This is a genomic window from Candidatus Pantoea formicae (assembly GCF_011752625.1).
GTDB lineage: Bacteria > Pseudomonadota > Gammaproteobacteria > Enterobacterales > Enterobacteriaceae > Pantoea > Pantoea formicae.
Genome location: NZ_VWXD01000001.1, coordinates 722,771 through 745,438, shown reverse-complemented (window position 1 = coordinate 745,438; position 22,668 = coordinate 722,771). Strand labels below are relative to the sequence as shown.

Annotated in this window: 21 protein-coding genes; 9 read left to right on the top strand and 12 right to left on the bottom strand. The window is 51.3% G+C overall.

All coding sequences use genetic code 11. From position 1 onward, the window contains the following. Positions 1-8: 8 nt before the first annotated feature. Entirely contained in the window at positions 9-1,481 is a 1,473-nt protein-coding gene (gene betB, locus F3J38_RS03615; protein WP_167135152.1) for a betaine-aldehyde dehydrogenase, read from the bottom strand. Between the two features lie 13 nt (positions 1,482-1,494). After that, complete coding sequence (gene betI, locus F3J38_RS03610) at positions 1,495-2,091, bottom strand: transcriptional regulator BetI (protein WP_167135151.1); 597 nt, start codon at positions 2,089-2,091, stop codon at positions 1,495-1,497. 253 nt (positions 2,092-2,344) lie between these two features. Here betI and F3J38_RS03605 point away from each other — a divergent pair, with 253 nt between their 5' ends. Then, a complete protein-coding gene (locus F3J38_RS03605; protein ID WP_167135149.1) occupies positions 2,345-4,375 on the top strand; it encodes a choline transporter in 2,031 nt (676 codons plus the stop codon). Positions 4,376-4,508: 133 nt separating this feature from the next. On the opposite strand, the gene F3J38_RS03600 is transcribed toward F3J38_RS03605, so the two are convergent. After that, entirely contained in the window at positions 4,509-4,661 is a 153-nt protein-coding gene (locus tag F3J38_RS03600; protein WP_167135147.1) for a hypothetical protein, read from the bottom strand. 505 nt (positions 4,662-5,166) lie between these two features. On the opposite strand from F3J38_RS03600, the gene uvsE reads away from it, so the two are divergent. After that, positions 5,167-6,126 (top strand): UV DNA damage repair endonuclease UvsE, encoded by a 960-nt coding sequence (uvsE, locus tag F3J38_RS03595; protein ID WP_167135145.1) that lies wholly within the window; start codon positions 5,167-5,169, stop codon positions 6,124-6,126. 43 nt (positions 6,127-6,169) lie between these two features. Here uvsE and F3J38_RS03590 read toward each other — a convergent pair whose 3' ends face one another. The 6 genes from F3J38_RS03590 to ascF form a co-directional block, all read right to left on the bottom strand. Then, a complete protein-coding gene (locus F3J38_RS03590; RefSeq protein ID WP_167135143.1) occupies positions 6,170-6,667 on the bottom strand; it encodes a hypothetical protein in 498 nt (165 codons plus the stop codon). Positions 6,668-6,853: 186 nt separating this feature from the next. Beyond that, positions 6,854-7,324 (bottom strand): outer membrane lipoprotein YfiB, encoded by a 471-nt coding sequence (gene yfiB / locus F3J38_RS03585; RefSeq protein WP_167135141.1) that lies wholly within the window; start codon positions 7,322-7,324, stop codon positions 6,854-6,856. Continuing rightward, entirely contained in the window at positions 7,321-8,535 is a 1,215-nt protein-coding gene (dgcN, locus tag F3J38_RS03580) for a diguanylate cyclase DgcN/YfiN (RefSeq protein ID WP_167135139.1), read from the bottom strand. The genes yfiB and dgcN overlap by 4 nt, the downstream gene beginning before the upstream one ends. Position 8,536: 1 nt before the next feature. Next, the gene (yfiR, locus tag F3J38_RS03575) at positions 8,537-9,109 is read right to left on the bottom strand and encodes a regulatory sequestration protein YfiR (RefSeq protein WP_205298097.1); all 573 of its coding nucleotides are present in this window, start codon (positions 9,107-9,109) and stop codon (positions 8,537-8,539) included. A 185-nt stretch (positions 9,110-9,294) separates the two neighbouring features. After that, positions 9,295-10,728, bottom strand: a complete 1,434-nt coding sequence (locus tag F3J38_RS03570) for a 6-phospho-beta-glucosidase (protein WP_167135137.1) — start codon at positions 10,726-10,728, stop codon at positions 9,295-9,297. A gap of 16 nt (positions 10,729-10,744) precedes the next feature. Continuing rightward, a complete protein-coding gene (ascF, locus tag F3J38_RS03565; RefSeq protein WP_167135135.1) occupies positions 10,745-12,184 on the bottom strand; it encodes a PTS cellobiose/arbutin/salicin transporter subunit IIBC in 1,440 nt (479 codons plus the stop codon). 244 nt (positions 12,185-12,428) lie between these two features. On the opposite strand from ascF, the gene F3J38_RS03560 reads away from it, so the two are divergent. Beyond that, positions 12,429-13,445 (top strand): LacI family DNA-binding transcriptional regulator, encoded by a 1,017-nt coding sequence (locus F3J38_RS03560; RefSeq protein ID WP_167135133.1) that lies wholly within the window; start codon positions 12,429-12,431, stop codon positions 13,443-13,445. Here F3J38_RS03560 and F3J38_RS03555 read toward each other — a convergent pair. After that, entirely contained in the window at positions 13,433-14,329 is an 897-nt protein-coding gene (locus tag F3J38_RS03555; RefSeq protein WP_167135131.1) for a LysR substrate-binding domain-containing protein, read from the bottom strand. The two genes, F3J38_RS03560 and F3J38_RS03555, sit on opposite strands and share 13 nt — an antisense overlap. Before the next feature lie 132 nt (positions 14,330-14,461). Between F3J38_RS03555 and F3J38_RS03550 the strand changes: the two genes are divergently transcribed. From F3J38_RS03550 to F3J38_RS03535, 4 genes are all read left to right on the top strand, one after another. After that, complete coding sequence (locus F3J38_RS03550) at positions 14,462-14,728, top strand: hypothetical protein (protein ID WP_167135129.1); 267 nt, start codon at positions 14,462-14,464, stop codon at positions 14,726-14,728. Between the two features lie 126 nt (positions 14,729-14,854). Continuing rightward, positions 14,855-16,969, top strand: a complete 2,115-nt coding sequence (locus F3J38_RS03545; RefSeq protein WP_240155879.1) for a TonB-dependent receptor — start codon at positions 14,855-14,857, stop codon at positions 16,967-16,969. A 59-nt stretch (positions 16,970-17,028) separates the two neighbouring features. Next, a complete protein-coding gene (locus F3J38_RS03540) occupies positions 17,029-17,988 on the top strand; it encodes an ABC transporter substrate-binding protein (RefSeq protein ID WP_240155878.1) in 960 nt (319 codons plus the stop codon). A gap of 316 nt (positions 17,989-18,304) precedes the next feature. Next, the gene (locus tag F3J38_RS03535; protein ID WP_167135125.1) at positions 18,305-19,363 is read left to right on the top strand and encodes an acyltransferase family protein; all 1,059 of its coding nucleotides are present in this window, start codon (positions 18,305-18,307) and stop codon (positions 19,361-19,363) included. Positions 19,364-19,401: 38 nt separating this feature from the next. Here the strand turns inward: F3J38_RS03535 and F3J38_RS03530 are convergent, their stop codons facing one another. Together F3J38_RS03530 and F3J38_RS03525 are read right to left on the bottom strand one after the other, a co-directional pair. Continuing rightward, positions 19,402-19,725, bottom strand: coding sequence for an AzlD domain-containing protein (locus tag F3J38_RS03530; protein WP_084931347.1), 324 nt, complete (start codon positions 19,723-19,725; stop codon positions 19,402-19,404). Between the two features lies 1 nt (position 19,726). Beyond that, positions 19,727-20,467 (bottom strand): AzlC family ABC transporter permease, encoded by a 741-nt coding sequence (locus tag F3J38_RS03525; RefSeq protein ID WP_167135123.1) that lies wholly within the window; start codon positions 20,465-20,467, stop codon positions 19,727-19,729. A gap of 104 nt (positions 20,468-20,571) precedes the next feature. On the opposite strand from F3J38_RS03525, the gene F3J38_RS03520 reads away from it, so the two are divergent. Next, on the top strand, positions 20,572-21,408 hold the full coding sequence (locus F3J38_RS03520) for a helix-turn-helix transcriptional regulator (protein ID WP_167135121.1): 837 nt from the start codon (positions 20,572-20,574) through the stop codon (positions 21,406-21,408). A gap of 14 nt (positions 21,409-21,422) precedes the next feature. Beyond that, positions 21,423-22,475, top strand: coding sequence for a GlxA family transcriptional regulator (locus F3J38_RS03515; protein ID WP_167135119.1), 1,053 nt, complete (start codon positions 21,423-21,425; stop codon positions 22,473-22,475). The last annotated feature ends 193 nt before the right edge of the window (positions 22,476-22,668 follow it).

Sequence of the window (22,668 nt, the reverse complement as noted above, 5' to 3'; positions counted from 1 at the left end):
AAGCTCAATTAAAATACGGACTGAAAACGGGTTAATTCGACCTGCACCGATTTCACTTGGGTGTAATTTTGTAGCGTCATTAAGCCATTCTCGCGACCAATGCCGGAGTGCTTATAGCCACCCACTGGCATTTCAGCGGCGGATTCGCCCCAGGTGTTGATCCAGCAGATACCCGCTTCAATCTGGTGAATCACGCGATGTGCGCGGTTAAGATCTTGCGTCACCACCCCGGCAGCCAGACCGAAATCAGTGGCATTGGCGCGGCGTACCACTTCTTCTTCGCTCTCGTAGGTCAGGATTGACATCACTGGCCCGAAGATCTCTTCACGCACGATAGTCATCTCATCACGGCAGTCGGTGAACACGGTAGGTTCAACCCAGGCACCGTTATCAAAATCCGCGCCGTTCAGGCGTTTGCCGCCACACAACAGACGAGCGCCTTCTTTAATGCCGGTTTCGATATAACGCATCACGTTGTCACGATGCGAGAAGCTCACCAGCGGGCCAAAGTTGGTGGCTGGATTGTTGACATCACCCGCTTTAATCCGCGCCACACGCTCGGCTATTTTCGCTTCAAAGGAGGCCTGGAATTTTGCTGGGATGAAAACGCGTGTGCCGTTGGTGCACACCTGACCCGAGCTATAGAAGTTCGCCATCATGGCAATATCTGCTGCCAGATCGAGGTCGGCATCGTCAAAGATGATCAGCGGAGATTTGCCGCCCAGTTCCATGGTCACTTCTTTCAAGGTCGAACCTGCGGCATTAGCCATCACTTTCTTGCCACTGGCCACGCCACCGGTGAAAGAGACTTTGTCGATGCCAGGATGGTCAGTCAGCAGCTGACCGGTTACCGCACCGCGGCCGTTCAACACGTTGAAGACACCAGCGGGCACACCGGCTTCGGTGTAAATTTCAGCCAGTTTAAGGGCGGTGAGCGGCGTCACCTCGCTCGGTTTGAAGATCATGGCGTTACCAGCCGCCAGTGCAGGCGCAGATTTCCACAGGGCGATCTGAATCGGGTAGTTCCATGCACCGATGCCCGCGACCACACCAAGCGGTTCGCGGCGGGTGTAAACGAAAGAGGTATCACGCAGTGGGATCTGTTGGCCTTCCAGAGTCGGAATCAGACCAGCGTAATACTCCAGTACATCGGCGCCGGTCACGATATCGACATAAAGGGTTTCGCTCAGTGGCTTACCTGTATCCAGTGTTTCGAGCGCGGCTAACTCGTCATTACGTTCACGCAGGATATCGACGGCTCGACGCAGAATACGCGAGCGCTCCATTGAGGTCATTGCAGCCCAGACTTTTTGCCCTTTTTTCGCTGCCGCGACGGCACGATCAACATCGGCGCGTTCTGCTTCATGAACGTCGGCCAAGACTTCGCCATTCGCAGGGTTGATGGTCTGGAACGTGTTGCCTGCGCTAGCGGGCACTAAAGCGCCATCAATGTACAGGTGCTGCTCGGGGAATCGGGACATGATTTCTCCTTCCTCAGTGATGCTGATGGCCAGCAAGCTGCTGGCGAATGAATTGGGTGGTAAGCGTGCGGGCAATACCCAGATCGAAGGGTTTGCCGCTCAGTGCTGCACGTAACCAGAGTCCGTCGATTAACGATGCCAAACCGTGCGCGGCGAGCCGGGCATGTTCGCGCGGCAATTCGCGACGAAACTCAGCCGCCAGCGTGGAGAATAAGCGACGGCTACTCACGCGTTCCAGTCGGCCCAACTGTGGCTGATGCATGCTGCTTGCCCAGAAATCCAGCCAGGCCTTCATCGCGGCGCTGTGCACTTGGGTGTCATCAAAGTTGCCTTCAACAATCGCCAGTAATCGCGCTTCAGTCGTCGCTTCTGCCAGCGGTTTCAGCCTCGCGGCAACCGCATCGCGTAATTGGCGCGTGACATCCCGCATGGTGGCTTCCAGCAAACCGTTCTTGTCTTTGAAGTAGTGACTGATGATGCCGGTCGAGACGCCCGCACGGCGCGCAATCTGCGCAATCGTGGCGTCATTAATCCCGACCTCGTTAATGGTATCGAGGGTTGCATCAATCAGTTGCCGACGACGAATCGGCTGCATTCCCACCTTTGGCATGACTCCAGCTCCACCACAATATAAGGGCACCATTAAAACTTTTTTTGATTGCACGTTCAATATAAAAAAGAAATTTGTTAGGATGCTGTGCTTCGATTGTTACAAAAACGCAGCGGTGAACCGGGCTATGCGGGATATCGCCAGTAGAAAGCACCAAATGGAGGGAACACAGGGGAGTCAACAACAACAAGGCCAGGTGAACTGGTCACGCTAATTCATTGAGTCATTACAGGAAATTAACCAGAGGTAACCGATGATTAATCCACCTGCCAGTGAAAAAGACAGAATCAATCCCGTGGTGTTTTTTACCTCGGCCGGACTGATTCTGACATTTTCACTTGTCACTATCTTTTACAGCGAACTGGCTGCCAGCTGGATTCAGACCGCCGTCAATTGGGTCACATCCACGTTTGGCTGGTACTACATGCTCGCCGCCACGCTCTACATTGTCTTCGTGGTGTATATGGCCTGCTCGCGTTACGGAGCGATTAAGCTCGGGCCAGAACAATCCAAACCGGAATTTAGCTTACTGAGTTGGTCTGCCATGCTGTTTGCAGCCGGTATCGGTATCGACCTGATGTTCTTCTCGGTTGCCGAACCGGTCACGCAATATATGCAACCGCCAGAAGGCGCAGGTCAAACCATGGAAGCGGCACGGCAGGCGATGGTGTGGACACTGTTCCACTATGGCGTGACCGGCTGGTCGATGTATGCGCTAATGGGCATCGCGCTGGGCTACTTCAGCTACCGTTATAACCTTCCTCTGACTATACGTTCCGCGCTCTATCCGATTTTTGGCAAACGTATCAATGGCCCAATTGGTCATACTGTCGATATTGCGGCAGTGGTTGGCACCATCTTCGGTATCGCCACCACCTTAGGTATTGGCGTCGTGCAGCTCAACTACGGCTTGAATGTCCTGTTTGATGTTCCGGAAGGCTTCACTGCGCAGGCTGCTTTGATTGTGCTGTCAGTGATTATTGCGACTATTTCAGTCACATCCGGCGTGGATAAAGGCATTCGTATTCTGTCGGAACTGAACGTGGCGCTGGCGCTGGGATTGATCTTGTTCGTGTTGTTTATGGGCAAAACCGATTTCCTGTTGAACGCGCTGGTGCTGAATGTCGGTGATTACATCAACCGCTTTATGGGCATGACGCTGAACACCTTTGCGTTTGATCAGCCGAGAGAGTGGATGAACAGTTGGACCCTGTTCTTCTGGGCATGGTGGGTTGCCTGGTCACCCTTTGTTGGCTTGTTCCTTGCACGTATTTCGCGTGGCCGTACCATTCGTGAGTTTGTACTCGGGACGCTGATCATTCCGTTCACCTTTACGCTACTGTGGCTGTCGGTATTCGGCAATGCGGCGCTGTATGAAATCATTCATGGTGATGCGGGCTTTGCACAGGAAGTGATGGCGCATGCTGAGCGTGGTTTTTACAGCCTGCTGGCACAGTATCCTGCCTTTAAGTTCAGCGCTTCTGTTGCCACCATTACCGGCATGCTGTTCTACGTCACCTCAGCGGACTCAGGTTCGTTGGTGTTGGGTAATTTCACGTCAAAACTGAAGGACATCAACAGTGATGCGCCGAATTGGCTGCGTATCTTCTGGTCAGTAGCGATTGGTGTGTTGACTATGGGTATGTTGATGACCAACGGCATCTCAGCACTGCAAAACGCCACGGTAATCATGGGCCTGCCATTTAGCTTTGTGATCTTCTTTGTGATGGCCGGATTATATAAATCGCTGAAGGTGGAAGATCATCGTCGCGCCAGTGCCAGTCGAGAAACCGCGCCCTACATTCCGGCTAGCAACGATCGTTTAAGCTGGAAGAAACGCCTGTCTCGTTTGATGAATTATCCCGGTACGCGCTATACCCAGCAGATGATGGAGAGCGTTCTGTACCCGGCGATGCAGGATGTGGCAAAAGAGCTGGAATTGCGTGGTGGTCGTGTCACGTTGGAGCGTGTTGAGCCGGAAGAAGGGCACCCGTTAGGCTACCTCGACCTACGCGTGCTGCTCGGTGAAGAGCAAGACTTTGTTTACCAGATCTGGCCGCAGCAGTACTCGGTGCCAGGCTTTACCTATCGTGCACGCAGCGGTAAATCGACCTATTACCGACTCGAGACGTTCCTGCTAGAAGGTAGCCAAGGCAATGACTTGATGGACTACAACAAAGAGCAGGTGATTATCGACATTCTCGATCAGTACGAGCGTCATCTGAACTTCATCCATCTACACCGCGAGGCGCCGGGAAGCAATATTACTTTCCCGAGCGTGTAATCAAATGAGCGGCTAAAAGGCGTTAAGCATGCAGTGATAACGCAGTCTGCGTCAGTTGAGCGTAAGGTGATAACGCAGTCTGTTGCCGCTCTGGGGCTGGCTGTCCTCGCGCCGCTGACGCGGTACCTTCACTTCACTCGTCAGCCTGACGGACCGGTGCAGACGGGACTTTCCCTGTCCCGGCTGCACCTTTCGCCAGCATCCATGCTGGCTCTCCTGGCTTCCACATTCCGTTCAGCGCTGCGAAATGCCATCCCCAGAGCGGCACCAGCCTGCTTGCTAACATCTGTTTACGCTGTTGGAGAGGGCACGATGATGAGCACTTTAGCGCTTTGACTGCCACAAAGAGCACTGTGTCTGAGGCCACATCGCCCTTGCTTCTGCAAAGGGCACAGTGTTTGTGGCCACAGCGCCTCTACTGCTGCAACGGGCTATTCGCAGCGCTGAGGCGGAGACGTTGTGCCAGGAGCCAGTCGCAGGGATGCGACAGGCAGTTCGGGTAGGCCAGGACGGCCGTACCCGAACGTTCCGGCCGGCACAATGTTGCAGCCGAAGGCACCGCGAAGCGGCGCGAGGACGGCCCGGCAGCAGCAGAGGGGCTGCGGCCCGCACCAAAATACTCAATCGCGCACAAGAAAAAGCCGCCATTTCAAAAAATAGCGGCCTTAACCGAACAGCACCTTAATTGGCTGGCATTAAGCCATGAGGCCGCCCTCAATGCTATTCAATCATTTTCACTTTACTTGCCGATTGCCAGCTACACTTTCAGGCTGCTCTATAGGGGATAGAAGATGAAATTGGGTTTCGCATGCAAGTATTTGGATGCACAGGCTAAGCAGCCTTTTCCATTTAAAACCACCACACGCACACGCTTTCTCAGTCTTGATCGCGAAGCGCAGACCAGTTTGTTAGCGCAATTGGCCACTCACAATCTCGAAAACCAACTCCAGATGTTGAATCAGCTGGCGCAGTTGCCCGATGCGTTGCGTATGATGCGCATTGGCAGCGATCTGCTACCGCTCTATACCGTGCCAGAGGCCACCGCCATTTATTCGGAGTTAATGCCCGATCTACAGCCACTGTTAATCCGCTGCGGCGATGTTGCACGAGCCAATAACATTCGCCTCTCATTCCACCCTGGACAATATTCGGTGCTGGCCTCAGACAATGAAGGGGTGGTGGAACGTGCGATCGAGGATGTGGAGTATCATGCAATGTGCGCGGTGGCGATGGGCTATGGTCGTCAGTTCCAGGATTTCAAAATCAATATTCATATGAACGGGAAGAAGGGGATTGAGGGTTTTCGTTCGGCCTTTATGCGACTCTCTCCTGAAGCGCGAAACATGCTGACGGTAGAAAATGATGAAATATCCTGTTCACTGGATGATGTTTTACAGGCACGCGATCTCTGCCCCGTGGTATTAGATATTCATCATCATTGGGTGAAGGAGAATCTGTACATTCAAGCGAATGATCCGCGTGTTCCACTGATTATTGAATCCTGGCGCGGTGTCCGTCCGGTGCTGCACTATTCTATTGCGCAGGAGGGGATTATTCCCGATCACGGTTTCCCTCATCAGCAGGATTTAGATGTGAACAAAGTGAAATTGCGCGCCCATGCAGATTATTACTTCAATCAAACGCTGAATGACTGGGCTTTGTCATTCAGCGATTTCGATATCATGTGTGAGGTGAAAATGAAAAATCTGGCACGTGATAGATTATACTTTTATTCACTGTCACGAAGCTAAATAAATGAAACGGGTGAATATACTCATTGTTCACCCTTAATCACTATTTTCTTGCGGCAGCCATTCCTTGCTGAGTGGCCTCGATCGCTATTTTATAGCCAGCCGCGGTGGCCTTGTCGTTGGTGGTTTGTGCCGCGGCTTCATGGTCTTTTACTGCCTTAACCAATTGCGGCTCCATCTGCTTATCCATGCCATTGATGGTCCAGTTGGCCCCTTTATAACAGGTGAAGCTTATGACTTTACGGTACTCTTTTTCGCTGTAGCCCGTGTCTTCAAGGGACATTGGATTACCCAGAATTTCTTGTGTCATTTTATGGAATTTATTGACGGCATCCTCTGGTGCAATCACATCACAGGTGTGCTGAACTTTTTTACTGAATGACGCACGATCAATTTTGGCTTCATCTAGAATCTTCTGGTGAGATTGCAGGTTGTTATGTGAGTCTCGAGTAAATTGATTGTCAGGTTTCCCTGATAGTACGACTTCAGCATGAGCCGCGGTTGAAAGGAATAGCGCAGCAAGGACAATGGTTAATTTCATAATGACTCCTGTCGTAGTGATGAAAATATTAATTGTAATGGATGCTGAATGATGAAAGTTTTCACCGGCTGGACGTGGGTTTATTTAAACCGAAACCGTGAATGGGTCGGATAGTATTAGAGTTAAAAATAAGAATCAATTTATTTAGGGCAGAATAGACTGCCCTATTAATAACGCAGGGGAAGCTTAAGGCGAGGTGATGACAACGGCCACACGGCGATTCTGTGCGCGACCTTGTGCGGTATTGTTGCTGGCAATGGGGGCGGTCATGCCCAAACCGCGCGTAATAATATTGGCGCGTGGCACGGCGGCTCCTTGTGCCCATTGCGCAGCGACCGCATCCGCGCGTTTCAAAGAGAGCTGTTGGTTGTAATCTGCTTTGCCGTAGTTATCAGTATGCCCATCTATGCGGACATGCTGAAGACCGGTCGCCGCGAGGCTCTTAGCCATATTGGCAATCGTGGCTTTGCTCGTGGGCGTCAGCTCTGACTCGTTCACACCAAACAGAATTTTTTCTGACAAACCCAGGCCCCAGCCTTCGCTGTTCTCGGTAAAGCCAGCATTTTGCATGGCTGCAATCTGTGCCGCACTAAAACGTCCCTGAGACTGACAGCCAGCGCAGACCAAAACACACATCAATAAAAAAATCTTTTTCATATCCTTACCTTATTTATCCCTTTGTTTTTGTACATGTTCATATCTGCACGCTCAAGAATCGACTCTACGCTATCGCCATGTTGTGACCAGGCAAAACCAATGGTAACGGAGGTGGTGATTGGCGTGCCTTCAGCGATCATGATTTTCTGTGCGATGGTTTCACGAATCTCTTCGGTGAGCTGTTGCAGTTGTGATTCCGTCGCACGACTGGTGATCAGCATGGCGAACTCATCACCGCCAAGCCGGGCAACCAAATCCTGTTTGTACGCCAACGCCAGCAAACGTGAGCCGATAGCACGTAACACTTCATCACCTGCTGCATGTCCCCAGTTGTCGTTGATACTCTTAAAGCGATCGCCATCGAGGAACAGTAAAACAAATCGCTCTTGTGCGAGCTGCGCATCTAACAATGTGGTCAAGCGGGCGACAAATGCGGCGCGGTTGGCTAATCCAGTCAGCGGGTCTTCCAGCGCTTTGGCCGCTAATGACCGGTTATCACGCAGCAAAGACGTTTGCAGTGACTGCATCTCCGCTAGTAGCGAATTAAGGTCTTCTGAAAACAGCTGAAATTCCTTAGTAGGGCTTTCAGGAATACGCAATGAGAAATCACCGGAGCGGATCACATAGTGAATCGAGCTGGTGATATTACGTAATGAAACCAAAATACCACGATGTAACAATGCACTCAGCAGGGAAGCGACGATCAGCACGCACAACATGCCACTGGTTAAAATCATCACAGAATAACGAATAAAATCAGCGGCACCTGTCACGGTGCCCACCAGCGTCAGCGTACCCACGGTGTTCTCGGCATGAACGATATTCACACTGAACGGACGGGCATAAATCCATTCACGCAGGAAATTTTGGTACCAACCGCTTCGCTGCTGCTGATCTTGCCAGTCAACCAAGACGGTTTGATCATCGGTGACCAGTTTTGCCGAGGCGAACATACCTTCATTCCCCAGGGTGGCAATTTTCTTGTGTGCGTCATAGCTGTCTTCAAAAACCGTGGCGGCCGTCAGACTGTTGCTCAGCGTGGCGGCAATCAGCTCAAGATTTCTTTTCTCGTAGCGTTTAATAAATAGCAACGATGTGGAAGTCAGCAGTAGCCAGCACAGCAATAAAATAACCGCTGAATTTATGATGCTGATTTTGCGTAGTTTGATGCGGATAGATGATTTTTCATTTTTGTTTTTATCTAATTTCATCTTATTGGCTTCCTTTGCGCGACAGCAACAACACATCTGGGCTAACGCGAACACCACTACGGGCCAGCGAGTCGAGATTAACGGCAAACATAGGGTGATCGGTATTCAATATCAGGCAAAACGCGGCGCCTATCGCGCAGTCTGGATTATTTTCTGCCAGCGACAGCACGGCTCTGTCTTTCTCTAACGCCAGCAGCTCAGTCTGTTTCTGTGGCGACTGGTCACCGAAATAGATGGCATCACAGCGGGTGCTCGCCAGATCGTTCTCCGTGTTGAGATAAACCACGCTAAAAGGCAGCGATGTCGCAATGGGGCTGGCAGGGAAAGCAATATGCTGTGCAGAAGTGAACACGCAGAGTTGCGGAGCATCCTTTAAAGCGGGCCAGCGCGTAAAGCTGATGATACCGCTGACAATACGATTCGCTTTATCATCTTTTCCCGCGGCCAGGGCAGGAGATGAAAGTGATGATAGCAGCAGCGCGCAGGCAGTCATGCAAATAAGGGCTGCTTTAAGCTGAGCAAAAAGCAGAAAAAATACTTCACGCAGGTGAAGAGGAGGTTCGAAACGTAACATGCCGCAATTCCGCTGGATTAATCGCGGAAATAGTACCATTGGCATTTATAAAAGAGTACAGGTGATCACGACACCAAAATTCTTATTTTTTAATAGCGCTGGATAATCAGATCCATTTATTCATAGAGATTAAAACGTACGCTCAAAGAAACAGGGCACAATACCTTGCGCCCCGCTAAATCCTGTTATTCGCTTAAGTCCTTCCCATTACTGGCTATCACTTTTTTGTACCACCAAAAGGATTTTTTGCGTGAGCGCGCTAACGTGCCATTACCTTGGTCATCACGATCAACATAGACAAAGCCGTAACGTTTGCTCATTTCACCCGTGGAAGCGGCCACCAGGTCGATGCATCCCCATGTGGTGTAACCGATCACGGGAATCCCGTCGCCTATCGCTTCGCCCATCGCCTGAATATGTTGCCGCAAGTAGCTAATGCGGTAATCGTCATGAATCTCGCCATTCGCATCGACGTCATCGCGTGCGCCCAGCCCGTTTTCGACTAAGAACAACGGCTTCTGATAGCGGTCATACATCATGTTCATGGTAATGCGCAGCCCCAGCGGGTCGATGCCCCAGCCCCATGCACTTTTCTCAACATGGGGATTGGTGAGTGATTTCACCACATTGGCGGCGCTGCTGTTGTTCTCATTCATATCAGCCGAAGCACAACGAGAGGCGTAATAGCTAAAGGAAACAAAATCGACGGTGTTGCGAAGAATGGCTTCATCCTCTTCCTGCCAGATGATCTCGATGCCTTTTTCGCGGAATACGCGCGCAGCATAAGAGGGGTAAGCGCCACGCGCTTGTACATCAATAAAGAACAAGTTTTCGCGATCTTTCTCCAGTGCTGCCCAGACATCTTCCGGTTTGCAGGACCATGGATAAAAATTCCCCCCCGCCAGCATGCAGCCCACTTGATTATCCGAATTAACCTCATGAGCAATTTTAGTGACCAGCGCGCTGGCCACAAGTTCATGGTGCGCGGCCTGATATTTGACCTGCTCGGGATTCTCTGCGGGCTCGAACACCAATCCAGCTCCAGAGAAAGGACTGTGCAGCAGGATATTAATCTCATTAAAAGTCAGCCAATACTTCACTAACCCATTGAAAGCCTCGAAACAGGTCTTTGCGTAACGCGCAAAGAACTCAATCATTTTGCGATTGCGCCACGAACCGTATTCAGTCACCAGATGCATCGGTACATCGAAATGGCATAAGGTCACCAGTGGGGTGATGCCATATTTCTGACACTCTTCAAACAGGCTGCGATAGAAGGCAATGCCTTCCGCGTTGGGCGTCATCTCGTCACCCAGCGGATAAATGCGGCTCCAGGCGATGGATGTGCGGAATACGGTAAACCCCATCTCCGCCATCAGTGCGATATCTTCTTTGTAACGGCTATAGAAATCGATGGCATCGTGGCTTGGGTAGTACTCATCCTCATGAAGTGTGAAGCGTGGCTCCAGACCTAATTTAACGGGCATGCGATGTGCACCGTGTGGAATCATATCCACGGTGGTTAAGCCTTTACCGCCAGCGCGATAGCTCCCCTCGGATTGGTTGGCGGCCAATGCGCCGCCCCACAAAAATCCCTCTGGAAATGTCACTTCAGACATAAAAAACCTCAATTCATCAATTAGCATTAACGGCTTTGGCGGGTTCAGTGACCGGTTTGGCTGGGGCCGTTTCACTGACCGGGATATCTTCAAAACCTAAAATCAGGGTAAGTACAAAAGAGAGCGCGACCGACAGCACCATCACGCCACCGACCCAAATGATGCTCATCGGATTGGCAGGGTCAAAGAACTGTACGCTGGTAAACAAGCCAGGCGAGGCCATCGAGTGGCTGGCCAGTCCGCCAATTCCCGCGACCGCGCCGCAAATAAAGCCGCTGATTAAACAGGCGATCAGGGGACGCTTGAGGCGAACGGCCACGCCATAAAGTGCCGGTTCAGAAATTCCCGCCACAATGGCTGATGCTGCCGCCGCAAAGGCGGTTTGGCGCAGCTCTGGATTTTTGGTTTTAAAGGCAACCGCCAGGGAAGAGCCGCCTAACGACAGATTTGCCCCAATTTCTGACGGCATCACCATGCCTTCTTTGCCGGTTTCGGCAATGGTCTGAATGATGGTTGGCGTGAACACCCGGTGCATGCCCGTCATCACCAGCAGCGGCCATAACGCGCCCATAATCGCCACTGACAACCAACCTAAATATCCGTGGATGGTGTACACCAACGCAGAAATCCCGCTACCAATCCAGATACCGATCGGACCGATGAGTACGATGGCAATTGGCGCGGCTATAAGCACAATTAGCATCGGCTTCAGGAAGTTTTTGGTGACGGCAGGGGTAAAGCGATCAACCCAATATTCGATGTGCGACAAAATCCACGTCATCACCAATGCGGGGATAACCGTGTAGGTGTATTTCACCGCCGTCACCGGAATAGCAGCAAACTCTACCACCTGGCCTTGGGCTGCTTTTGCCATTAGGTCGACAAAGTTGGGATGAACCAATACGCCTGCGATGGCAATCGCCAGCGACATATTGGTTTTGAATTTCAAGGCAGCTGATGCGGCCACCATAATGGGCAAGAAGAAAAATGCGCCATCGCCAATGACATTGAGGATGATCAGCGTGGAGGAGCCTTTCGGCAGAACCCCACTCATTTCCAGCACCATTGCCAGCAGCTTAACCATCGAACCACCAATAATGGCGGGGATAAGCGGCGACATGGTGCCGACCAGTGCGTCGAGGATCCCCGCGCCAATGCTGCGCAGCGTGATTTTACGTTTCACGGGTACAGCCTTGTCACCTTCCGGCGATCCCAGCTTGAGCACTTCCTGATAGGCAAGGTTTACATTGTTGCCGATGATCACCTGGCATTGCGTATCGGTATGCACCACCCCCATCACGCCAGGAATTGTTTTAAGCGTGGCATTGTCGATAACCGCACTGTCTTTAACCACAAAGCGCAGTCGCGTCATGCAGTGGGTGACAGCTTCAATGTTGGACCAGCCGCCGAGCGAAGCCACGATGGCGCGTGAAACGTCAGCATAGTTTTTAGCCATGGATATTGGGTCTCTGATTATTTGAGTAGGGTACAACTGTCAAAATGTGACTTATGAGAAACCGGTTTCACAAAATCATGAATATGGAAGTTAAATCAGGCAAGATATTTAAAATTATATGTTCATAAATGTGATATCGATCGTTTTAGCCGATAAGGGCGTTCATTGCTGCACAGAGAAAAACTCCCGTGCAATTCGCAGCTTAGGTACACTGCAATTATCAGAAGGCAAAGTTGAGTGAAAAATGGCGACCATAATTGAGGTGGCGAAAGTAGCGGGCGTATCCAAAGCCACAGTTTCGCGGGTACTGTCGGGCAAAGGTTACGTTAGCGAAGAGAAGCGCGAAAAGGTGTTCCAGGCCATCGCTGAAACCGGTTTTCGTCCCAATCTTTTGGCGCGTAATCTGGCAACCAAGTCGACACAGACCATTGGATTGGTGATCACCAACACACTGTATACCGGTAGCTATTTCACTGAGTTGATGCAGCATTCAGCGCGAATGATGGAGCAACAGGGTCGGCAACTCTTATTGGTGGACGGAAAACACAGTGCAGAGGAGGAGCGGGCTGCGATTCAGTTTTTACTCGATCTCCGCTGCGATGGTGTGATCATCTATCCACGTTTTCTCACTATTGACGAGATGGATGACATTGTCGCTCAGCACAAGCATCCGATCTTGGTGATCAATCGTCGTTTGCGTCAGCATGACAGTTACTGCATTTACGCCGACCAACAACTGACCTGCTCGAAAGCGGTGGAACAGCTGATTGCTTTAGGCCACAGAGACATCGCTTTTATTACCGGTTCGCTGGATTCACCCACCGGCCGTGAGCGCCTGGCGGGTTATAAAGCCGCGTTGGCACAACATCATATTCCGCTGCAGGAAGCCTTGATCGTGGAAGGAAAATGGCAGGCGCAAAATGGCGTGACGGCAGTAGAAACACTGCTGGCGCAGGGCAGCACTTTCAGTGCGCTGGTAGCGAGTAACGATGAGATGGCGGTGGGCGCGCTGAAGGCACTGGCAACAAGGGGGATCGCCGTGCCTGCTCAGGTCGCGGTGCTGGGATTCGATGATATACCGCTCGCACCCTTTACCATCCCCGCACTGTCGAGTGTCAAAATGCCGGTTACCGCGATGATCGAGGAAACCCTCGAAAGGCTGATATCAATGCTTGATGGCGGTGAAATGCGTAACCGTAAAACTTTCTCAGGTGAGTTAGTCATCCGCGAGTCGATTGGCCCCGGACCCTATGCGTCCTGAGCGTGAAAGGCCTGAAGTAGCCAATGTTTAAACTGCTGTACATCCTCACGTTGTGCTTTCTCCATGCTGGTAACGAAGGTGTAATCAGCACCTGGAAGCGAGCCCGGTAGTGCAATTTGCAATAAGCCCTGATCCAGCGCCCGTTGGATCAGCAATTCACTTGCCAGCAATACACCTTGGCCTGCAATTGCCGCCTGAATCGCGTGCGTCTCATCATCGAAATGAATGCCGGCTTCAATGTGTAAATCCGCAGGGCCGAATGTCTCCTTCCATTGCTGCCAAGTGGGTTCAGGAGAAGGAATTCGCCGATTCTCCACGTGAAACAGCGTAACTTTGTGCAAATCATCTACGGACTGCAATTGCAGTTGTGGGCTGACGACCAGCACAAATTTGTCGCGGTAGAGTCGTGTGGTATCTAGCCTGTCATCAACCTGGGTGCCATACCGAATGGCGCAGTCGGCCATGGAACCTTCCACATCGACTAACGCCGTACCGCTGTGCAGGCGTAATGTCATCTGCGGATAGGTTTGTTGCAAAGAGGGAAGTCTTGGCACGAGCCAGTTGGTCAGGAAATTGGAGGTGGTGCTGAGTGTTAGGGTCTGCGGTTGCTGATCGGCATATATCTTGTCCACGGCCTCGCGAAGCGTTGCGAAGATTTGGGTTGAGGCGTGCAGCAGTATCTCCCCGGCAGCGGTTAGTGTGACGGCACGAGCGGATCGGATAAACAGACGCTGGTTTAGGGCTTCTTCCAGCACGCGAATCTGGTGACTGATGGCAGTGGGCGTGACGCCAATCTCATCTGCAGCCAATTTAAAACTGGCGTGCCGCGCGACAGCATCAAACGCGCGCACAGCACCCAGCGGAGGTAAACGAAGGGATGTCATGAATGAATTTATCTCATGCATGGCTGAAAACTATGACTTTGCGAAATAGCGTTTCAAAGGCGTAGCCTGTCAGCAATTTAAAAACAGGATGAACAGTATTCATCATGTAATCGCTGAGAGGAAGTGCGCATTATGCTCAAGACATCATCAAAATCGATCCCGTGGGCTAAACGCCTTTTTGCCATATTGAGCATCGGATGCGTGGCTTGGGCCACAATGATCTATTGCGTAGTGGGTGAAATGAATTTCATGATGAACCGAACGGCGGCCGTGTTATTCGTGCTCTTTATACTGCATGAGCGCTACAGTAAACAGCCGGTTATTCGCCACTGGGGGACTGTCTTTTATTGGCTCGCGGCGATGATGATGATCGTCGGAACACTGTTAAACATGGCGTGAAAAGCGGTTGCCACGATGGAATATAACGCTGCTAAACAATAGGTTGACGAATTTTATCGATATATAATCGAAAACATAGCGCTAGCTTTACGCGCAACGTCCTTCGTTAGCCATCCTGGAAAAGTCATGTTTATCAAGCGTATTACCCTGGTGAAAACGGGTTTCACCAGCGCGATGTTATTGTCCAGCGTTCCGCTGTATGCCGCGACTGAGCAGCCAACCCTCACCGTTAATGCCTCTCCTCATTCAGCACCTGCCGAAACCGAAAAAAAGGCCACCCTCGGTAATCTTGGCAAGCAGGAAGTACGAAATACGCCGTGGTCGGTGCAGACTGTTTCACCGCAATTGATGAAGCGTCAGCAGCTGAAAAGCGTTAGCGACCTCTACCGTTACATGCCCTCTGTACAAGGTGATGGCGCCCGTCCGCAAACGCGCGGCGTGCAGGGCAGTGTGGTACAAAACAGCATGATTGATGGGTTGAATGTGGTATCAACCACCGATTATGCAGCTGAGCAGTTCGACCATATTGAAGTCCTCAACGGCCTGGCGGGATCATTATATGGGCCAGGCAATCCCGCAGGATTATTCAACTTCGTCAGCAAGCGGGCCAGCGACACCCCGCAACACAGCCTCACTGTCGGCGCGGGCACAGGATTAAGCCATCAGGTAGCGGGAGATTTCAGCGGCCCGTTGGACAGTAACGACCGGCTACGCTATCGCCTCAATCTGTTGGACGACGAAGGCGATGGGTATGTCAAAGACAGTAAAAAACGCCGCCAACTGTTCAGCCTGGCGCTCGATGCTAACCTCACCGACCAAACCGTGCTGGAGACGAACTTCAGCTACTACCACTTCTATGACAAAGGTCTGCCGGGTAAATTTGCCCTGGGCAAGGGCTTATCATTCCCTGCCGCGCCGGATCCCAAAACCGCGCACCTTGGTCAATCTTATGCCGGTGATAACAACCACACGCTCACCGCTGGCGTGCATCTAAAGCATGATTTTGATGGCAACTGGCAGGGTGAAGTGGGCGTGCTGCGTCAGATTGCGGATCGTGAATCGACCGCTGTGACCAATACCTTCACCAATAACCAAGGTGCTTACACCACGACGACCTCATCGGCTACCGCCAGCCGCTTCACCATTAATAGCTATATGGCAAATTTGAATGGTGAAGTCGATACCGGATGGATTCATCATCAGATTGCGACAGGCGTGCGCGGCTTTGTCTGGAAGAACTACAACCCTCGCAGCGGCGGAACATCTACGCTCGGCAGCGCGTCGTTGGATGACCCTCAGACGTTTGCTGAACCAGACTATCCCGATTTCACCGATCGCTATCACTCCGCTACAGCCACCCAGCATGCATTTTTACTGAGCGATAACCTGCAATTTTCACCGCAATGGAGTGTGCTGCTTGCGGGCAGTGAAAGTTTGCTCAGCTCATCGAATTACAGCAAAACCGGCAGCCGTAGCAGTGATTCTTCGAATAGCGGATTTAGTGGTTCTGCCAGTCTGATGTACAAACCTGTCGATCCGCTGACACTGTATGTCACTTATGCTGATAGCCTGCAACAAGGGGATACAGCGCCAGCCACGGCAAACAATGCCGGGGCGATATTGGCACCGTATCGTAGTCGTCAGGTGGAAGTGGGTAGCAAACTCGCCATCGACAAGCTGCTGCTGACCGCTGCGCTATTCCAAATTAAGCGTCCATTTGCTTATACCAATGCCAGCGGTGATTATGCCGTGGACGGTGAGCAGCGCAATCGTGGCCTGGAGCTGATGGCAGACGGTGATGTTACCGATCGCTTGCATGTCTTTGGCGGGATGACCTGGCTTGATCCGCGTTTACTGGATACCGCCAGCACAGAGACTGATGATAAGCAGATCGTCGGTCTGCCACGCTATACCGCCAGTTTGTTTGCCGCCTATGATTTGCCGATGTTCAGCGGCACCGATATTCACGGTGGTATTCACTACGTAGGACGCCGCACAACTGATAACCAGAATGATGGTTGGGTTAGCAGCTATACCACGCTGGACGCGGGTGCCGCTTACAAAACGCAGTTGTTTGATACCGCCACCACTTTCCGTCTTGACGTCACCAATCTGACGAACCGTCACTACTGGACCAACATTGTGCCGGGCGGTTTGAATGGTTACAGCGGCGCCGGTTATGCCAGTGCTTCACTGGGCGAACCGCGCATGGTGCAGGTTTCCATGCAACTTAATTTCTAGGAGCGATTGATGATTAACAGTTGGAGATGGGCACTGCCGTTGCTATTTTGGTAAGTACAATGGCAACGGCACAAACGGTGACTGACGATAGCGGTAATCAGGTGGAGATTCATCCACCGGCACAGCATATTGCGGATGCCTGGTTTGCCCATCACTCATTATTGATGACGCTAGGGGCGGGTGATCGCATCGTTGCAACAGTGAATCATCCCGCTGATCGACCCTGGATGTTCAAAGTGCAGCCGTCGTTGCATCAGGCACTGCAAGCGCATGGCAAGACCTTTGCCAGCGAAGCCTTAGTGGCGCGCCATGTCGATGCCGTTTTCGTCCCCGCCAACGATCCTGATGCCGAATCTTATCGACTTGCAGGAATTCCAGTGCTGGCGATGAACTTTGATAACTTCGAATCAATGAAACGTTCGCTGATCACCACCGCACAGGTAGTGGGTACACCGCAGGCCGCATCCCGCGCGCAAACCTACAATCGCTATCTGGATAGTCAGATAGCCGCCATTCAGGCAAAAACCGCTGGACTCAAACAGGCGCAGCGCCCGCGGGTGTTGCACATCCAATCACTGCATCCGTTGAAGGTGGATGGACGTAATACGCTGATTGATACCTGGATCAAGCTTGCCGGTGGGCGAAACGTTGCCGATAGCATCAATGGCAATATGCAGCCGATATCACCAGAAGAGGTGATTCGCTGGAATCCGGATGTGATCATTATCGGTGCAGGAGCAGGAACGCTAGCGGACTCAGACTACAAGGCGTTGTTTGCCAGCGTTAAAGCCGTGCAGCAGCACCAGGTTTTGCAAAACCCCTCCGGCGTATTCCCTTGGGACCGCTACGGCACCGAAGTGGCGTTACAGATCCAGTGGGCCGCGAAACAATTGCACCCGGCACTGTTCCCGCAACTGGATATGGTGAAAGCGACGCAGGACTTCTATCAGAAGTTTTATGATTATTCGCTCAGTGCAAAAGATGCACAGCGCATTTTGCAGGCGTTGCCACCGGAATAAAAAAAGGAAAGCGCAGTCTTGCGCTTTCCATTCATTAGCGTGACTGACCATTATTGCCACCAGGCCCGTTATTACTTTGTTTATGACTGGCTTTATTTAATCGATAAGATAAAATATCAACGCATGGGTAATTAGATGTTTAATCTATTTTTTATTAGAAGAAGCATAAGGCCAGGGATTACAGGGTGGAGTTGGATTTAATTATTAATTAAAATGTCCTCGCTAATTATTTTAATCAGATTAAGTCTTATTGTGAGTAAAGATGTGTCAGTGCTAATTTGGCTTTACACATCCGGTCATCTTTCCTGAGGGAATTATGCACGCTCGTATTCGACATCTTGATGGAATGCGTGGTTTAGCCATCCTTTTAGTGATTGGTTACCACGCTTATGCACGTTGGCCAACACTGTTGCCTTATGCGAATAGTACACAACATATTCCTGTTTTCTCTTATGGCTGGCTTGGGGTAGAGCTATTCTTCATGATTTCCGGTTTTGTCATATTTATGACACTCGATAAATCGGAGAGCTATGTGAGCTTCCTTAAGAAACGCTGGTTACGCTTATTCCCTGCAATGCTGATTGCCAGTTTGCTGCTTTATTTTGCCGGGGGATTATTCCCTGAGTGGTCAGCAATGACGCCGCACGTTAAGAACCTGCTGCCAGGATTGATCTTTACCAATCCAGAGACGCTGACGCAGATCACGGGCATTGAGTTTAAATCGATGGCCGGTTCATTTTGGTCATTGTACGTTGAAGCGGTATTTTATCTGATCATTGGCGCTATCTATTTTACACTGGGCCGAAAATATTGCCTGCCAGGATTGTTGGTGCCGATGTTACTGTTATCAGCATCTTCAGTGTTGAAATCTTTAGGTCATCCTGTTTTTATTGACATTATTTCCAAGTTCGGCTTTATTCATTATGCGTGGTTTATGGTAGGTTGCCTGGTTTATGAAAGAATGCGCGGCCGAGACAAACTATTACATTATGTGGTTGTGGTCTTCGCGTTGTTGATTAACTTCAGTTACTTCATTAAAAATGCTGGGATTATCACCCTGATTCCATTACTCATCGTTATGCTGTTCTTTATTGGCAGTTTTTATTCAAAACAGCTGGAGCGAATGTTATCTCTTCGCTTCCTGACCGCGATTGGCTTTGCCAGTTACGCCTTCTATCTGATTCATGAAAACCTGATGATTGCTACGCTGATTAAACTCAACGTTCATATTAAAAATGAGTTTGTGATGATGCTGATGCCGATAGTAGTGGCCAGCGTGCTGTATTATGTCGCGTGGTTTATTAGCAAATACGCGGAGCCGGCATTGAGAAATCTATTGAAGGGCAAGCGCGTGCCCGCTCCCGAAGTGGGGTGACGTCCTGGGCGACGGTGAGGGCGCCCAGGACAGTCATGCTAAAGCCCGAAGAAGTAGCGCAGCGCGGTATAGGCCACCATTCCGGCCAATACCGTGGCAAACAGACCCCGTGTGATGATGCCAACCACGGCGGCAATTAAAGCTGCCAGCAGTGACAAACTCAGGCCCGAAGCGGTGAGCGCCGGCTTTTCTACTAATTCAGCGGTGACAATCGCTGCCATGATGGCGGCGGGGATAAAGCTCAGCCACTGTTGTGCCAGCGGAGCCAGACGAAAACGCGACAACAGCAGAATGGGGCCCACGCGCATCACAGCGGTGACCAGCGCCGCCACCACAATGGTCAGCAGGACATTACGTTCCATTTCACACCCCTTCCTTAGACTGCATACGCAAAACCAGTGTGGCGAGGCTGGCGGCAATGGAGGCTGCCACAATCACCACGACGCTAAGGTCAAGATGTCCGGCGGAGAAGAATGTCACCAGTACCGCGACGACAATCGCCAGCGTCTCCAGCCATTTGCGTCGGCTGGCAAACCACGTCATCAATATCAGCCCGATAAACATCGACACCAGACTGAAACTTAAACCGGCCATCAGCGATTCAGGAACAGCTGATGCGGCATAGGCACCAATAACACAAGCAAGAATCCAGTTAAGCCAGGCGGGCAGGTTCAGACCAAACATCCAGGCAAAGCCGATTTTTCCATGCTGGCTACCCTGCTGAACAGCGACACCGAAAGTTTCATCGGTGAGTAACAAGCCACTGACCACTTTCTGCCAGCCCGTTTGTCCACGGAAGAAAACGCTAATCGCCGAACTCATCAGCAAATAACGAAGATTGACCAATATGACGCTCAGCACCACCGAGGTCATTTCTGCCCCTGATGCCCAAAGTGAGTAGAATAAAAACTGTGCTGAACCGGTATAAAGCAAGGTGGCCAGCAGTGCGGTTTGCAGAACTGAAAACCCCGCCAATGTACCGATGGCACCGGCGGCAAAGCCAATACTGAGATAGCCCGGCACCGTGGGTAAACAGGCGATAAATCCCGCGCGGAAATGCTGATATTCACTGTGTTTCGCGAGGGGTTGACTCTTCAACGACATGACAATTTTCCAAAACCTTTTCAACAGATGCACCAATATTAAGCCAGGATGCGCCAGGCTATAGTAAAATCCTGCTCTTGGAGAGATTAAGCGAAGGATCTGTGATGCAGGAAAAACGTGACGACATTAAATTGTGGCGCGATCAAGGTATGCACGGCGGCATGGAAATCCTGCGCGCGCGTTGCTACGAGCACAGCTATCCGCCACATTTCCATGATGAATTTGTTATCGCGGCCTTTGCCCGTGGCGCGCAACGGACGCGTATTTGTCGTCAGCAGGGTATTGCGGCGGCGGGGACGGTAATGGTTATTATGCCGGGGGAAGTGCATACCGGTGAAGCGGTCGAGCGTGATGAAGGATGGGATTATTGTGCCTTTTATCCTTCGGCATCTTTGGTGAATCAGATCGCTGATACGGTCATTGGCGGTAAAGGCGAACTCAATTTTGGCCAGGAAGGGATGCGTCATAATCCCTTGTTGGCGCAGCAGATGCTTCAGGCCTCAGCGGTAATGCTGCAAAGCCCGGACGCAGTGGAAAAAGAGTGCGCGCTGTTCCAGGTACTCAATGCGTTGCTTCGCCAACAGGGTGAAAGAACAGTAAAAGGCGAGCTGCAGAGCGCCATGCGCGCCGATATTCGCCAAGCCGTCGATTTCCTGCACAGCGAGTATCATCAGCCGCTCGCGGTGAGTGAGATTGCCGCCGCCGCAGGCTTGAGTGAATTCCATTTCATGCGCATGTTCCACAAGCACACCGGCCTGTCAGTACATCAATACCTGACGCAAATCCGCCTGACGCGGGCCAAGCATATGTTGTCATTGGGACGGGATGCCGCGCAGACGGCGAACGATGTCGGCTTCTTTGATCAGAGCCATTTCATTAAAAAATTCCGTGCTCATTTTGGTATTACGCCTGGTGCCTTTGCGGCGGCATCGCTGCAATAAATTAAGGAGCTCACATGATTGCCCGCAGTAAACCTGCCGAACACGCCACGCCACTTTCCGTGGGTTTCATTCTATTGAACAGGTTTACGCTGCTGCCGTTTGCTGCCTTTGTTGACTGCCTGCGACTTGCGGCTGATGAGGGCGATCGCAGCCGTCAGCTGCGCTGTAGCTGGACGTTTATGTCGAGTCATGGTGGCGCGGCCACCTCCAGCTGTGGTGCGGTGATTTCACCCTGTGAGGAACTCAAAAATCCAGAAAACTTTGATTATCTCGTGGTGATCGGTGGTGTTCAGGATGAAAAAGACAAAATCGATCACCGCGCGCTGGATTATATTCGGCTGGCCGCGCAGTTTGGCACGCCGCTGGTTGGACTCTGTACTGGCGTATTTGCGCTGATTCAAGCGGGCGTGATGAAAGGAAAACAGTGCTGCGTCAGTTGGTATCACCATGGCGATTTGCAGCGGCGTTTTCCAGATATCACCCCCGTTGCCGATCGTATTTTTGTCGATGAAGGCAAACTGATTACCTGCGCGGGCGGAATCGCGGCGGCGGACGTGGCGGCATATCTGATTGAACGACATTTAGGCCGCGCCTGGGCGATTAAAAGTCTGCACATTATGCTGATCGATGAAGCACGATCCACAGAACATCCTCAGCCACAGCCAGTGATCTTCGAGAAAGTGAAAGATCGTTTGGTGCGCAGCGCCGTCGATATTATTTCGCAGCATATGGGCGAAGTGATTTCTGTTGAACAGTTGGCCCAACGCTTAAATACCTCAAGGCGTAATCTTGAGCGCAAATTTCAGGATGAACTGGGTGTGAGCCCGCAGCGTTTCGCGCGCGACCTGCGTTTGCGCTACGGATTGTGGCTGCTGATGTATAGCGCCAAAACGGTAACCGAAATTGGCGAGCGCTGTGGTTTTGCCGACACCGCCCATTTTTCACGGCATTTCCGCGACGCGTTTGGATATCCGCCGAGCCTGGCAAGAAAGCAAAACAATACGCGCGATCAGCAGCATGTGGATCCATTCTTTATTCATATCGATAGCCGGATAGAAGGGCGTTGATATTTGTTGCGCATTCTGCTGGTCAATCCGCTGCGGGTTAATCCCTGGACGAAAATAGCGGTTGCCAGCAGCCGTTAATAAATCCCGCTTTAACAAGCTGGCGTGGCTTTTCCGCCTCAGCGCTCTTATTCAGTTCCCTCTCAAACACCCTGTGATCTTTTTATTGATGCGCATCACACTCATCATTTTTTCT